The organism is Psychrobacter sp. UBA6739, assembly GCF_002453835.1.
Taxonomy (GTDB): domain Bacteria; phylum Pseudomonadota; class Gammaproteobacteria; order Pseudomonadales; family Moraxellaceae; genus Psychrobacter; species Psychrobacter immobilis_A.
Window position 1 is genome coordinate 105,900 of sequence record NZ_DKHR01000058.1, and the last position, 13,761, is coordinate 119,660.

The window sequence follows — 13,761 nt, forward strand, 5'->3', positions numbered from 1 at the left end:
TACTCACCGACGACCTGATGATTGTTGTTCAGAATTTAACGAATATTTATCTTTTGACTATTAGCAAAATGCACTATTTATTGGCATTTGTGGTCTCTAGATGCGATCAAATAGTTTTTTATCAAGGATAACTTACAAAGAGGATATGATAGAAGCGATAACCTCTAGCACCACAAACCCAAGCTATCAGCATCGAATCATTGATACATTAAAGGCTAACCGTAAAAATACTTACGACTGATTGACTTGATCCCAAGCCATACCTAACACATCTGAGACCAACGCTTTACCCATCGGGGCATAAGGCAATAGCTCAGGCGCGAGCACTGACGTTTGCCATTGTGGCATTTGCACCAGTAACGGCGCACTGACGCTAAGCACAACTAAGACCATCAGTACATTTTTAGCAGCACCCAGTACACCGCCTGCCATTTTGTCAACGACACCCAAGCGTAAGGTTTTAAGCACGCCTGAGAATACAAACGCCACTAAGTGCATAATGGCCAATATGATTATCACTACCAATAAAAATGCCATTGCCATTTGTAAAACAGGGTTTTGTACCATGCCTGATAGTTGCGGCGAAACCACTCCTGCCAAACGCGTGGCAGCAATCAAGGCAATAAACCAACCGACTAGACCAACGGCTGTTTTAATCAATCCGACTTGAAAGCCGCGCCATAAGCCGATCAAAACAACAATAGCAATCACGATATCCAGACCACTCATGTTCTACGCCTCATACCTTATTGATTTTTATCGGATATTTACTTTCGTTTTTGTGACATATTAATCTTTGATGACTCAGCTCAAAATACAGTCGTCTTGTGCATCTGATAGGTAATGAGCTAGGAATACTGATCCGCTATAGCTCCATCGCGTCGTAATAGCCACCGATTGCTTGAATACAAGACTGTACCAGCCCAGGACCACGATAAATGAGCCCCGTATAGAGCTGCACCATATCTGCACCCGCTTCGATTTTTTTGACGGCTTTTGCACCACTGTCAATACCGCCGACGCCTATTAAAGCGACTTTACCATCTAGCTGATCGGAGAACTGTTGTAAAATTTGGGTACTAATGTGGCTGACTGGGCGACCGGATAGACCACCTGCTTGCTCACCATCAGGTAAATCTTCAACACCAACACGGCTCAACGTTGTATTGGTCGCAATCAACCCATCAATCTCAAAATCGAGCAATTGCTGCGAGATATAATCTACTTGTAGCGGCTCTAGATCAGGCGCAACTTTCAATACCAGTGGCACATAAAAACCATATTCAGTGGCTAATTGGCTGTGACGATTTTTAATCGTATCCAAAAGCTGAGTCAAGGCCTCGCCACTTTGTAAATCACGCAGATTCTTAGTATTTGGTGAGGAGATATTAACGGTGATATAGGAGGCATGCGGATAAGCACGCTCTAAACAATAGACATAATCATCGGCGGCTTGCTCTACTGGTGTATCGGCATTTTTACCAATATTAATCCCAATATTGCCTTTGTATTGACAGCGCTTGACGTTTTCAATCAGATAATCGATACCTTGGTTATTGAAACCCATTCGATTGATGATAGCGTCTGCTTGCTTGATTCTAAACAACCTTGGCTTATCATTGCCTATTTGCGGTCTTGGCGTGACCGTGCCCACTTCTATAAAACCAAAGCCCAGCTCAGCCAACGCATCGATATAATCACCATTTTTATCAAGTCCTGCCGCTAGGCCGACCGGATTGGTAAATTGCAAGCCCATACAGTCTGTGGGCTGCATTGACTGACCGTATACCAAACCTAAAACACGTGCTTTATGAGCTTTATCTAATAAAGATAAGGTCATCTCGTGGGCGTGCTCTGGATCCATCTTAAACAAAAAAGGGCGAAGTAAGGCATAAGACATAGTAATGGCAGACCCTGCTCGAAAGAAATAGTGAGTGAATAGTGCGAATAAAATCAAGCGCTGCGATTATATCAGCTTAACAGAAATAAGAGCAAAGTTTCATGCGCTAAATTTCTGTATTAGAGTGCTAATAGCTATACCTACATATTGGCTAAGGAACTGACTGATGTATTCTACAGTCCCTAAGGTACAGGACGACCATCCGTCAGGGCTATCCAACCACGGACGATACGATAAAGATGCCATATGAAGGTGAAAATCATGATTAGCAGGCCAAATACCGCTAACAATACCGAACCAATGGCAATATTATTGCTATCAGCCAGCATACTGATGCCAAAACCCCCTAATGCAAAGGTAACGATAATAATGCCTAAGAAGAAAAATACGATGCTATACCAAAAGGTCTTAATCTGCCAATCGAAATGCGTGGACAACCACGAACCCTCTGCGTCATGGCGCTTCGCATAGTTCATCACAATTGGTACAACCCACAGTAATCCAGCGGTAAAATAGCTAATTACGTATAAAAAATAAGTAATGTGATTATAAGTGATTAAAGAACGGCGCTTACCATTGCTCATATTGTCACTCGCCCCATAGCTCTGCCTTTGCTGAGTCATTTCATAATCAAATGCAGCTTCAACTGACGCATTACTCTGGTGTTCAGCAGTTCTGGTCTGCTGATGGCTACGCGTGTCAGGTTTGCGATCAGAAGATTGATTCATCTTAAATATCCATCTCTGGCTGTGTGATAGTTAATTAATTGTGTCAAACGTGCAATTTTTCAATGACACTAATGACAAATGGTTATTTTAGAAACTGATGATCAGTTAATTTGGGGCGACAATAGACGAGAATTAAAATACTTCCAGTTTCCACAGCATATCGATTTATGAGGTGACAGTCGCTTGTACTTGAATGGCTTTGGTAACCAAATCTTGCTGTATCGATAGCTGACTGAACTGCCAACCTTGCTGTTCGAGCTTTCCAAGTGCTGTGCTGACCACCGCTTGACTGGCATGATTGAAGCTCAGTTGCACGGCATCACCCGTCGCAACGACTTGGGCGTTGGCAATACCTGAATTGTTTAACAATGCACTGATACTATTGGCAGGTGGCATGGCGGCTTCACCATCCGCTGTATTCATCGCATTACTATCGATATTGCCAGCTTGGGCACGCAACCAAAAATAATCAGCCACTTGCTCTTGATAGTCGCGCTTACTGTCGTTTGCCGCTTGATGAATACTATAACCACCATAACCACCAATGAACAATAATAAGAAAATAGACAGTACGGCCAATGCCAACTGATCACGTGGCGAAAGTGCCTGCCAGCGTAACGATAGCATCTGTTGGAAATTGTTTACACGCGTTGACAGCACATTGGTTCCAATACTGTTACTGGTCTCTGGCGTGATGTTATTACGTTTGGTGCGGCGCTGCAATCGTTTCATTTTCCAACCTTTTTGACTTTTATTACCACTGCCTAGTTGGCAAATAAATTATGATGCCGCTACATTGGTTCGCGTCGTGTCATTATTTTCTACGACATTCACCGTAACCTGACCACTAAACTGCCCTTGCTCATTACTGTTTACCTGTGCAAGCTTGGCATTTAAACCCTGCGCAACAAGTGTGCTCGTAAACTTATCAAGACTATTACGGTCAGAGGCAATCAAGGTAAAGCTGAGCGCTGATGGCTGCATCACTAACGCTTGCGCCCGCAGTGAAGACTGTTTGATTAACGGGGATATGCGAGTCAATGCTGCCATATGAGAGGCTGGTGCTTGGCTGTCACTGCGCAGCTTTGGTTGCAATTGCACTTGCAGTTTGGTGCGCGAGCTTAATGGCTCATTTGGAAACCAAGCTTGATACTGCGCCGCAATCTCAGCTTTGGTCGCTACCGCCGCCTTATTATACTGATACCACTGCAGGCCATCGGTCGCCATCTGTAATACCAGTGCCGATAACGCGACCATCGCTGCCACACGCAAATACGGTGAGAGCTTTGAGTCCGTTGATTTAATAAAGAAGTTAAGCGCGTGACGCTCAGGGCTGTCAACAGGCTTGGGTGGCGTAGTCAAGGTAGTTAATAATAACTGATGATCTGCAACAAGCGCGGCCGTTTGTGCCATAAAGCTCGTGGGCATTGACGAATTTGTTGGCTTTGAAAGATCATCTAAAGCCGTTATGGGCGGCAATATATTCACTTCACTTAAATGCGGGAAACGTTCAAAAATTAAGGGCAAATAACTGACAGCCATACCTTGTCGCAATGACTGACGCAGTAGCATGGCTTGCTCATCTTGATACAGTGTTACTTGCTGACCTGCCCCTTCATCTGGCGTTGGCAGCAATAAAAAATCAGGCAGTAACGCCGTTATGCTCATGCCAGCGAGCTTAGCACTCTGCTGCCATGACTCGATATCGCTTTGCGCCAGTGCATACAGTTGGTGATTATCGGCTTCACTGATTTGCCGAATCGCCAATTGCTCGACAGGGGTCAAGGATGTCTCTTCAAACAAGTATTGCTTGCCGCTATTGCCCAGCTGTTTAAGCTGAGTCGCATTCAGCTCAGTATCTACCTGCAATATATGGCTTGATGGAAAATATACACACAAAGTCTTCTGCGCATTGGTTTTATAATTGCCATAGATTGTTTGCAGCTGTTGCCAACCATCGACCGTTTGCCATTGCTGAATATCTTCATGCCAGACAGCTAGCGGGCTATGCTGCGCTCGTAACCAAACATGTAACACTAAGCGTGTCCTTAATTATTAAAGCTGTTTTAAAGGTAGGATTCAGACAATTTCATTCTTTAACCAGTTTAACACTACTAAGCGTCAACAGTATCACTGACGATTCGACCTAATCTCAATACGGCTGCTCAGGCACAAAACGATCAATCTCTCTTGCCATACCTGCCATTACAAAGTCCATCTCAAACACCCTTGCTTCTGCAAGAGAAAATGATTCAGGATAATCGCCGGTTAATAGACCAGCGATATAAGCAACGATAGACATATGACACACCACTACCAGACATTCAGCGTCAATATCCGCAATATCTATTAAAGCTTGACGCGCATCATCAGAAGGCGTGATATTTTCCTGTACGATTGCTGGAACCTTGGGCGCGCGCGTCTGAAATACTGCTAGCGTCTGCTGCGCTCTATCATAGGGGCTGACGACAAAATAATCAGGATGATAGTGAGTCATCACATACTCTGCCGTCTGCATTGCTTGCTGTTGACCAAAGTCAGTTAACTGGCGCGCGCTGTCTGGACGTGATTCATCTTCTGCTTGACCATGACGTACTAGTATAATTTTCATAACCTTCCTTTATGCATTGTCATGATGACGTTGTTTACACAATAATCATTCTTAGAACAACGTCATCATTTAACATTGGGATTTTTACTTACTGTCAGTATCGCCACTTTCATCATCAGTGCTATCGCTTGACGTCTTCATCTGCGCAGTTAGCGCCGCATTACTATGATCATGTGCCATTACAAATTCAACATCACTACGGAAGCCCGCTTCCATGAGATGTAACGCCACACCTAATGCTGCTTTATCTTCATAAATGACCGCATACAATGCATGGGTAATAGGCATGTAGATGCCTTGCTTGGTAGCTTTCTCATGCACTTGCTGAATGGTATTGACCCCTTCAGCCGTTTGACCGAGTTTTTTCACCGCAGCCTCAATACTCATACCGCGACCGAGCATGTTGCCGATACGATAGTTACGACTGAGCTCTGAGCTACAAGTGGCGTATAAATCACCCACACCAGACAACCCTAAAAACGTCAGTGGATTCGCACCCGCTTCCACGCCAAAGCGGCTCATCTCTGCCAAGGCACGGGTCAAGATCATTGCCTTGGTATTTTCGCCAACATCATAAGCTGCCGCCATTCCCATGGCAATCGCATAAATATTTTTTAGCGCGCCGCCAAGCTCCACACCTTTGACATCATCACTGGCAAACACTCGAAAAAACGCACTATGTAATGCGGCTTGTACGGCATGGCGCAATGGCTCAGATTCACTAGCAATAACGGTCGCTGATGGCATGTTTTTCATGATCTCTATCGCAAGGTTTGGCCCCGACATGACACCAAAATTCACTTCAGGTAGCTCATCTTTAATAATGTCGCTCATCATGGCAAAAGTATCTTTCTCCATACCTTTGGTCAATGACACAATAGACTGACCACTGATAAATGGTGCAATATTCTTTAGGGTCTCACGAAAAGCCAAACCAGGCACCGCAATAAAAACGATATCTTTATCTTTGACGGCTGCTGCCAAGTCATGGCTGTACTTAAGACTGTCATCAAGCTTATAACCTGGTAAATATTTTTTATTGGTCTGCGTTTTTACCATCGCCTTTACCGTACGCTTGTTACGTACCCACAGCGTGGTATCACAGCCATTTCGTGCAGCCAAGTTTGCCATTGCTGTACCAAAACTACCACCGCCTAAAAACGCCAAACGTAGCTTGGTAGGATTACTGTGAATATCCGCCATGTTTTTTGCCACTGCTGATTCTACCGCGCTAGGATTGAGTTTTTTACGACCAATACCCGATTTGGTAGCACGTTCGATGATACCTGCCAGCAGACTATTTTGCTTTTCAGGGGCATTCGTATTCACCTCAGTATTATCGCTACTGATGTCTTTGTTGCTATCATTAGGGCTGGTCATTTGCTGTTATCCGTATTGGCTGATTTATTATTAATAGAATTTATAATGACTTATGACGCTTTAGAGCTTAGAGTATTGATGCTATCTATCTTTTTGCTATACGACCGACTGTCTTTTTAGAGAGCGGTATTCGTCAAGAGAAAAGCGCCACTAAACAGCGCTTAGATATATTATGACTCAAATCGCACTAAAGACTCGATATCAATCGGTTTACGGGCGGGTTCATTTTTGGGACTGGTGCCAGTATAAACAAAAGCCGTCACATAATCATCTGGACCAACGTTAAAATATGATTTAACAGCAGGTTCATTACATAGCAGTCCCGTACGCCACACTGTACTAAAACCTTGGGCTTTTAGCGCCAAAATCAGGTTTTGTACAGCTGCACCCGCACTTAGCATTTGTTCAAAAGGGGGAACTTTTTTGTGCGCTTGTATTTTTGTGACAACCGTGATGATGACGGGCGCTCTTAATGGCATGGCCTGAGTTTTTGCGATGTCCTTTTCGGACAGCGTTTCGCCCTCTTGCACTGCTTTGGCTTGAGCCGCTGCGACCAAAGCATTGCCCAATTCATGACGGGCATCCCCCTGTGTCACTATAAAACGCCATGGACGCAGTTTTTTATGATCTGGCGCTGTCGTTGCACACTCAATCGCTATTTCGATTTGGGCATGTGTCGGTGCGGGCAAATCTAAATTGCCCATACTGCGCCTTGAGTTGATCCAACCAATCATTTCTTCACTGCTAATCGGCATACTGTCTGTGGTGATGTCTTTGGTCGACAGTTTTTTATCATTTTCGTCGGATGTAGTCATTACCGCTCCTTATTTATTATTATCTTTTATGCAAAAAACCAATGCTTTGGTTTGCTCTCGATACTGTCAAAAAACATGTTATGTCAAACGAATATATGCCAATATTGAGTATGAGTGACTTGAATGAAAAACCATGAGTGCTTTAATCGACAACTTGTAGATTATCATCGGCTATGAAGAGGCTTTGATTATGCCGCATCATCGACCCGATGCTCCATGCGCAGATAATCCTCTGACTGCATCTCAAGCAAGCGCGAGCGTGTCCGTTCAATCTCAAACGCCAACTTCTCTCCTTGATATAGGTCCAAAATCGACTGCTGTGCTCTAACCAGCAACTTAACACGGCGATCATAAAACTCATCAACCAGATAAATAAACCGACGGGTCGGATCACGTAAGTCATCGTCTAAGGCAGGCACGGCATTGACCAATACTGTACTGAACTGCTTGGCAATTTCGATGAAATCAGACGCTGATCGTGGCTCCATACATAAATGACGGAAATCACAGAATAAAATATCCTCAGTGCGAGCGTTAATTCTAATTTCGCGACCATTAATCGTAATCGGCTCATTACTGATTTTTTGGTTATTGGATAAACTGGCAAAACGGTTGGCTAACCAATGATGATTCGCTTTCGTCATAGGCGATTCATATAGCTCTGCCTGCTGCAATACGCGCAAACGATAGTCGATACCAGAATCGATATTCATCACCGTAGTATGACGCTCCACTTCAGCGATAGCGGGCATAAAACGGTCACGATGTAAGCCGTCTTTATACAACCCTGATGGCTCAATATTTGAGGTGGCGACCAATGTAATACCACGATTGAATAGCATGGTAAATAAATCACCCAAAATCATGGCATCAGAAACGTTAGAAACAAAGAACTCATCGAAACAGATAATAACCGCTTCTGCATAAATGATGTCGGCGACTTTTTCTAATGGGTCACTCTCACCTTGCAGCTTATTTAGCTCTTGATGAACACGCTGCATGAAATGATGAAAATGCAGACGCATCTTGCGATCAATGGTCAATGAATCATAAAACATGTCCATCATCCATGTTTTACCACGACCTACCCCGCCCCACATATACAAACCCGTTGGTGCTGTCGGCTTGGACTTTAAAAAGCTAAAAAAGCCTTTCTTCTGTGGCGCACTATTGATGAGCTGATGATGTATCTCATCAAGATAGCTCATGGCCTTAAATTGCTGCTCATCTCGAGTAAACTCATCTGTACTGACGGCTTGCTCGTAACGTTGCAATGGAGATAAACTCATAATACGACTCATCATTAGACAAAATAAATAGTAAGGTAATGGTTGACTCTGCATGAACTCGTCAAAGTAAAGCGATCAGAGCTCATGACTTAATAGCGGTTCTCTATCCTAATATTACTAGGGTGTGTCATCAATTAGATTGTGAGGCTTAAAATGAGAAAAATTGTAGATAAACAAGGAAGCAATTGCCGTTAATATGAACATATTGACAAAATTTCTGACGATGTTTAGCAAAATTTAGCCATTTTAAGACCACTAAATGTATTCATGTGCTAATTGATGACACGCCCTAGGTAACAACTAAGCGTCGCTACCAAAGGTATGCTTTTCTAATAAGCCTTTCAATTCTGACAGACGTCCATGAAAAAAGTGCCCTGCGCCATCTACGATGCTGACAGCAATCCCCAATCGCTCCGCAAATGCTTGCATATTATCAGGGTCAATCACTTCATCAGCATTGCCATAAATCTCAAACGTTTTATCGGCTGGCAAGCTTATATCACTGCTGTCATTTTTTTCAACGGATGGAGCAATAAGGGCGATTTTAGTAATCTCAAAATCGCCTAGCCCCCAAATATGAGGGGCTTCAAGCACCTGCTCAGCCACCCGTGCTGTCACATAACCGCCAAAAGAGAAACCACCCAACCATAACTTGCGCGCATTGGTTTGCTCTGCAATCCATTGTAGCACGGTCATTGCATCTACGACTTCACCATCCGCATAATCGTGCTCGCCAGTCGACTGCCCGACACCGCGAAAGTTAAAGCGTATCACGTGCATACCATTATCACGAGCAAAGCGATACATCGTCGTTACCACTTTATTATTCATCGTGCCGTCAAATAACGGATTGGGATGACACAGTAACGCCACTGTATCGGTATTTGGATTGTTAGGATTGTCTTGTTGCCAAAGCGCGTCGACTTCGAGCACGCCAGCAGGAGCAGGAATTAATGGCATAAAATTACTTATTGATTAAAAATGAATAGGTCAATTATCCTAGATATGGTTTATATTTCAAGTGATTTGCTGTGTCATAGTACCGCTTATTTTCATTTTCGCTCATCATAAGTAAACGTCGCCTATGAATATATGATGAATATGTGCGGTCTCTGCAATACCGCACACAATAACCGACTAGACACCCCAGAGCCGAATAGGGTAGATTCATCATAGTTGTTGAGCCACCTATGGACTGATACGTGCATGGCGTATCCTCAACTTTGCTGCGATATTCAACTTTATGTATGACTGACAGACATTAGGAATCGTTTATGAATACTATTAATAAAACCGCTGCACTGACTGCTACTTTGGCGGCAGCACTCGCCCTAAGTGCTTGCCAAACTACGCCTTCATCACCAGTTATCCAGCGTGCCAACTCTATTTATGAGACGACTGGCATCGCCGATAGCAAAGTAAAAGCACAGCAAAATGCGATAGACAGCGCACAAAAGACTTGCAGAGGTAAGCAAGTTATTATCGTCGATGACAAAGTCACTTATAACGGTATTTTAGATGAAAATACAGGTCGGATGATTGGGCAAGCCAGTGCCGTCCTCGGTACGATCCTTGGTACGGGCTCGCCGAACTTATCACGTGATGACGATTACGAGTATAAAATCAACTTTCGTTGCCAATAAAACAATTATTATTTCATAAAGCACTTATTTGGCGGCTCGTTATTTAATAAAGCATCTTGTTATTTAATAAAGTATGTAGCCAACCAATCAGCGATAGGAATATATTAGTCGCTGACGGGTTGGCTTCTCTTTTTGTGTGCTCGCTTTTGGGGTAAACTACCCTTTCTGATTTTTTATGACTCTTACTCTATAAACAGCCCGTTTTTAAGCTCCCTCACTTTTGGTCTATTATTATGCGCAAACCCAACCTGTCAAATATGAAACCAGCTAAGGTATTAGCGCCTGCTAAAGATTTAGCGACCTTGGAAGCCGAGTTAGCTGAGCAAGAAAATAATATTGAAGTCAATTTAGAAGATACCGTTCTGCGGTTGAGTGACTATTTATCAGCCGTTGATATGGTTATCAAACAGACCTTTAACCACCGTGTATGGGTAAAAGCAGAGATTCGCAATCTATCTAGCAAAGGCGGGCATTATTACTTTGAATTGGCAGAAAAAGATGAGGACGGTAAGGTCATTGCTAGCTGCCGCGGCAATCTTTGGCGCTTTAAAGCAGCACGCGTCTTAGCAAAATTTGAGCGCGCAACAGGTATGCCGCTTGATCGTGATTTGACGGTATTGCTCAAAGTATCCGCAGGCTTCCATGCGCAATATGGCTTCTCTCTCACTATTGAAGATATTGACCCTAGCTACACGTTAGGCGACTTGGCGCGGCAATATGCAGAGATGGTCGATCGCTTGACAGGAGAAGGTTTATTAAACCTGAATCAACAGCTGCCTGTTCCGTTTGATATTGAGCATGTGCTGGTCATTGCCCCTGAAAAAGCCGCCGGATTAGGTGATTTTCAAGCCGACGCTGATCGCTTAGCGCGCACAGGTGCCTGTCATTTCCATTATCATAACGCGACCTTTCAGGGTAATCATGCGCCAAGCGAAATCCGCCAAGCAATCGTTAACGCCCAACAGCAGTTTTACGGCACTTATGAGCACCTGCCAGACTTATTAGTCATTATTCGTGGCGGCGGTGCGGTCGGTGATTTAGCCTATCTAAATGATTATGAATTGGCAGCATTGGTTGCCGAGCAGCCCATCCCTGTCTGGGTTGGCATTGGTCACGAGCGTGATAAAGTTATCTTAGATGAAGTCGCGCATACTAGCTTTGATACCCCATCAAAGGTGATTGCCGCTATCATGACGCATTTAGCCCAGCTCGTCACTCAAACGCTGCAATACCAAGCGCAAATCAAACAAGCTGCTCAGCGTCAATTAAACACCGCTGAACAACAAACGACACGCCAGTTGAGCCAAATACAATCACAAACGATTGGTCAATTAACCGCTCTGCAAAAAGACAGTGATTATGCGTGGCGTAGTATTCAGCAAAGCGCCCAGCGACAGGTCAAGCAAGCCGCCAGACTCACCAGTGAGCTACGCACACAGATTCAAGCGGCGGCCTATCAGCAGTTAACAGTGGCTACTAGCGCCAGTCAAAATAACCAAAAAACGATTATGCATTCGGCACAGCAGCAGTTAATACAAGCACAGCGTGATAGCGAGCATCTGCGTGATATTGTGCTCCTGCACCGTCCTTCTCGGGTGCTCAAGCAAGGCTATACCATGCTTACTGATGCAAAAGACAAGCAAATACTGACCAGCGGTACGCAGCTCCATCCAGAACAAACGGTGCACATCCTCTTAAAGGACGGTAAAGCAAAAGCACAGATTATTGACGTAAATATTAATAAATAAGAAGTACAACCTACCGTCGATTCAACTTAATCAAAGACTTTATTTTAAAATTAGGAAACCTTATGACAACCCCTACTCGCAAACGCAAAAAGGCCGCCCCAAAAACCTTTAAGGCGGCTTATGATATTCTAAAAACCAATGCCGCTGAATTACAGCAACAAGATGAGCCAGATATTGATAATCTGATGACCACAGTGGAAGAGTCAATTGCTGCTTATCGCGTTTGCGAAACCCGTATCAATGCCGTACAGCAAGCACTAGATGCCGCCTTCGCTGAAGAAGATAACACTGAAAAGAGCGATATTTAAAAAATATTACTCTGGCTCATCGACTTCAAATACTTGGCGCAAATAGGCAAGATACGTGTCGTTATTAATCATGGTCTTGCCTGGACTGTCTGACAGTTTAGCGACCGGCTGCCCATTGCATTCAACCAATTTTAAGACAATATTTATCGGAGTAATACCCATATCATTGGTGAGGTTGGTACCAATACCAAAGCTGGTCTTTATTTGACCTTTAAAATACTGATGTAAATCCCAAGCTTTATTTAAATCTAAGCCATCACTAAAGGTTAAAATCTTCGTTCTTGGGTCTATTTTAAGATTTTTATAATGAGCAATCGCCTTATCACCCCAGATATACGGGTCGCCGCTATCATGACGCAGACCATCAAATAGCTTGGCAAAGTACAAGTCAAAATCACGTAAAAACGCATCCATGCCAACGACATCGGTCAGCGCAATACCCAAATCGCCGCGATACTCATGTACCCATGCTTCAAGCGCCGCTTTTTGTGAATCACGTAAACGCACATCCAAAGCCTGAAATGCCTGCATAAACTCATGTGCCATCGTACCGATTGGTGTCATTCCCAGCTTTTTCGCTAAATACACGTTAGAAGTACCGCTCACTATTTTTGGTTCCGCTTTATGCAAAGTCTCAACCACATGGGCTTGCCAAGCTTTGCTAAAACGTCTACGAGTACCAAAATCAGCGATGATTAATGGCGGCGTATTAGCATCACACTTTTCCTGCTCTATCGCATATTGATGCAACAATGTGACTTTTTCATCCAATCTGCGCTGCCCTTCTTCAATCACACTGGCATTCGATAGCGCATCAAAATACAGCTCATTAACGATGGCGAGTACAAATACTTCAAAGAACATCGCTTGAATCATCGGCCCTTCGATATCGATAAATAAGCGACCTTTATCATCCGTACTGACGGTAATAAAACGACGTTTCAACTTAAACAATTCTAGATAGTCAACGAAGTCTGAGCGCATAAAGCGCAAACCACGTAAGTACTCTAGTTCATCCTCTAAAAATCGTAATTCACATAAATTGTCTAACTGCTGCTCTAGCGCCTCTTTAATATCAGCCAATGGATACAGCGTGTCTTTGTTATTACGGCAGCGAAAGCGATAAACACCATGTGTCTGTGGAAACTGATGCAACATGGCTTGCAGCATCGTAAATTTATATAAATCATTATCGAGTAAAGAAGTAATAATAGGTTCAAAAGGTTTAGAGGTATGAGTAACGGTCATGTTACAGCCTTAAATACAAAAATGAAAAGCCGCCAAATAAATCCAGCGACGAAATAGGTATACATAACTTTGACTTCCTCCCCGCCCTCAA

At 43.6% G+C, this 13,761-nt stretch carries 14 protein-coding genes; 3 read left to right on the plus strand and 11 right to left on the minus strand.

The window, feature by feature from the left end; genetic code table 11:
- Positions 1-231: 231 nt before the first annotated feature.
- From B2575_RS12615 to B2575_RS12660, 10 genes are all read right to left on the minus strand, one after another.
- The gene (locus B2575_RS12615) at positions 232-729 is read right to left on the minus strand and encodes a CvpA family protein (RefSeq protein ID WP_045446136.1); all 498 of its coding nucleotides are present in this window, start codon (positions 727-729) and stop codon (positions 232-234) included.
- 136 nt (positions 730-865) lie between these two features.
- Positions 866-1,900 carry a quinone-dependent dihydroorotate dehydrogenase gene (locus B2575_RS12620; protein ID WP_060490895.1) on the minus strand — a complete coding sequence of 345 codons (1,035 nt, stop codon included), beginning with the start codon at positions 1,898-1,900 and terminating at the stop codon, positions 866-868.
- A 182-nt stretch (positions 1,901-2,082) separates the two neighbouring features.
- On the minus strand, positions 2,083-2,628 hold the full coding sequence (locus B2575_RS12625) for a DUF4870 family protein (protein WP_296242437.1): 546 nt from the start codon (positions 2,626-2,628) through the stop codon (positions 2,083-2,085).
- Between the two features lie 165 nt (positions 2,629-2,793).
- A complete protein-coding gene (gene gspM / locus B2575_RS12630; RefSeq protein ID WP_296242439.1) occupies positions 2,794-3,360 on the minus strand; it encodes a type II secretion system protein GspM in 567 nt (188 codons plus the stop codon).
- A 48-nt stretch (positions 3,361-3,408) separates the two neighbouring features.
- The gene (gene gspL / locus B2575_RS12635) at positions 3,409-4,665 is read right to left on the minus strand and encodes a type II secretion system protein GspL (RefSeq protein ID WP_296242441.1); all 1,257 of its coding nucleotides are present in this window, start codon (positions 4,663-4,665) and stop codon (positions 3,409-3,411) included.
- 115 nt (positions 4,666-4,780) lie between these two features.
- Positions 4,781-5,239 (minus strand): SixA phosphatase family protein, encoded by a 459-nt coding sequence (locus B2575_RS12640; protein WP_296242443.1) that lies wholly within the window; start codon positions 5,237-5,239, stop codon positions 4,781-4,783.
- Between the two features lie 84 nt (positions 5,240-5,323).
- On the minus strand, positions 5,324-6,619 hold the full coding sequence (locus B2575_RS12645; protein ID WP_193011029.1) for an NAD(P)H-dependent glycerol-3-phosphate dehydrogenase: 1,296 nt from the start codon (positions 6,617-6,619) through the stop codon (positions 5,324-5,326).
- Positions 6,620-6,789: 170 nt separating this feature from the next.
- Positions 6,790-7,374, minus strand: coding sequence for a nitroreductase family protein (locus tag B2575_RS12650; RefSeq protein WP_413786968.1), 585 nt, complete (start codon positions 7,372-7,374; stop codon positions 6,790-6,792).
- Positions 7,375-7,622: 248 nt separating this feature from the next.
- Positions 7,623-8,723, minus strand: coding sequence for a cell division protein ZapE (gene zapE / locus B2575_RS12655; protein ID WP_193007911.1), 1,101 nt, complete (start codon positions 8,721-8,723; stop codon positions 7,623-7,625).
- A gap of 300 nt (positions 8,724-9,023) precedes the next feature.
- Complete coding sequence (locus tag B2575_RS12660) at positions 9,024-9,683, minus strand: alpha/beta hydrolase (RefSeq protein ID WP_201605626.1); 660 nt, start codon at positions 9,681-9,683, stop codon at positions 9,024-9,026.
- Between the two features lie 314 nt (positions 9,684-9,997).
- Here B2575_RS12660 and B2575_RS12665 point away from each other — a divergent pair, with 314 nt between their 5' ends.
- From B2575_RS12665 to xseB, 3 genes are all read left to right on the plus strand, one after another.
- On the plus strand, positions 9,998-10,366 hold the full coding sequence (locus B2575_RS12665; RefSeq protein ID WP_045446124.1) for a hypothetical protein: 369 nt from the start codon (positions 9,998-10,000) through the stop codon (positions 10,364-10,366).
- Positions 10,367-10,599: 233 nt separating this feature from the next.
- Positions 10,600-12,114 carry an exodeoxyribonuclease VII large subunit gene (gene xseA, locus B2575_RS12670; RefSeq protein WP_201539012.1) on the plus strand — a complete coding sequence of 505 codons (1,515 nt, stop codon included), beginning with the start codon at positions 10,600-10,602 and terminating at the stop codon, positions 12,112-12,114.
- Between the two features lie 62 nt (positions 12,115-12,176).
- A complete protein-coding gene (xseB, locus tag B2575_RS12675; protein ID WP_045452190.1) occupies positions 12,177-12,422 on the plus strand; it encodes an exodeoxyribonuclease VII small subunit in 246 nt (81 codons plus the stop codon).
- A gap of 6 nt (positions 12,423-12,428) precedes the next feature.
- Here xseB and pncB read toward each other — a convergent pair whose 3' ends face one another.
- Positions 12,429-13,670 carry a nicotinate phosphoribosyltransferase gene (gene pncB, locus B2575_RS12680; RefSeq protein ID WP_201605627.1) on the minus strand — a complete coding sequence of 414 codons (1,242 nt, stop codon included), beginning with the start codon at positions 13,668-13,670 and terminating at the stop codon, positions 12,429-12,431.
- Between the last annotated feature and the right edge of the window lie 91 nt (positions 13,671-13,761).

Coding starts and splice junctions, on each gene's coding strand:
- B2575_RS12615 (WP_045446136.1), bottom strand. CDS start 729: ATGAGTGGTCTGGATATCGTGATTGCTATTGTTGTTTTGATCGGCTTA.
- B2575_RS12620 (WP_060490895.1), bottom strand. CDS start 1,900: ATGTCTTATGCCTTACTTCGCCCTTTTTTGTTTAAGATGGATCCAGAG.
- B2575_RS12625 (WP_296242437.1), bottom strand. CDS start 2,628: ATGAATCAATCTTCTGATCGCAAACCTGACACGCGTAGCCATCAGCAG.
- gspM (WP_296242439.1), bottom strand. CDS start 3,360: ATGAAACGATTGCAGCGCCGCACCAAACGTAATAACATCACGCCAGAG.
- B2575_RS12640 (WP_296242443.1), bottom strand. CDS start 5,239: ATGAAAATTATACTAGTACGTCATGGTCAAGCAGAAGATGAATCACGT.
- B2575_RS12645 (WP_193011029.1), bottom strand. CDS start 6,619: ATGACCAGCCCTAATGATAGCAACAAAGACATCAGTAGCGATAATACT.
- B2575_RS12650 (WP_413786968.1), bottom strand. CDS start 7,374: ATGCCGATTAGCAGTGAAGAAATGATTGGTTGGATCAACTCAAGGCGC.
- zapE (WP_193007911.1), bottom strand. CDS start 8,723: ATGAGTTTATCTCCATTGCAACGTTACGAGCAAGCCGTCAGTACAGAT.
- B2575_RS12660 (WP_201605626.1), bottom strand. CDS start 9,683: ATGCCATTAATTCCTGCTCCTGCTGGCGTGCTCGAAGTCGACGCGCTT.
- B2575_RS12665 (WP_045446124.1), top strand. CDS start 9,998: ATGAATACTATTAATAAAACCGCTGCACTGACTGCTACTTTGGCGGCA.
- xseA (WP_201539012.1), top strand. CDS start 10,600: ATGCGCAAACCCAACCTGTCAAATATGAAACCAGCTAAGGTATTAGCG.
- xseB (WP_045452190.1), top strand. CDS start 12,177: ATGACAACCCCTACTCGCAAACGCAAAAAGGCCGCCCCAAAAACCTTT.
- pncB (WP_201605627.1), bottom strand. CDS start 13,670: ATGACCGTTACTCATACCTCTAAACCTTTTGAACCTATTATTACTTCT.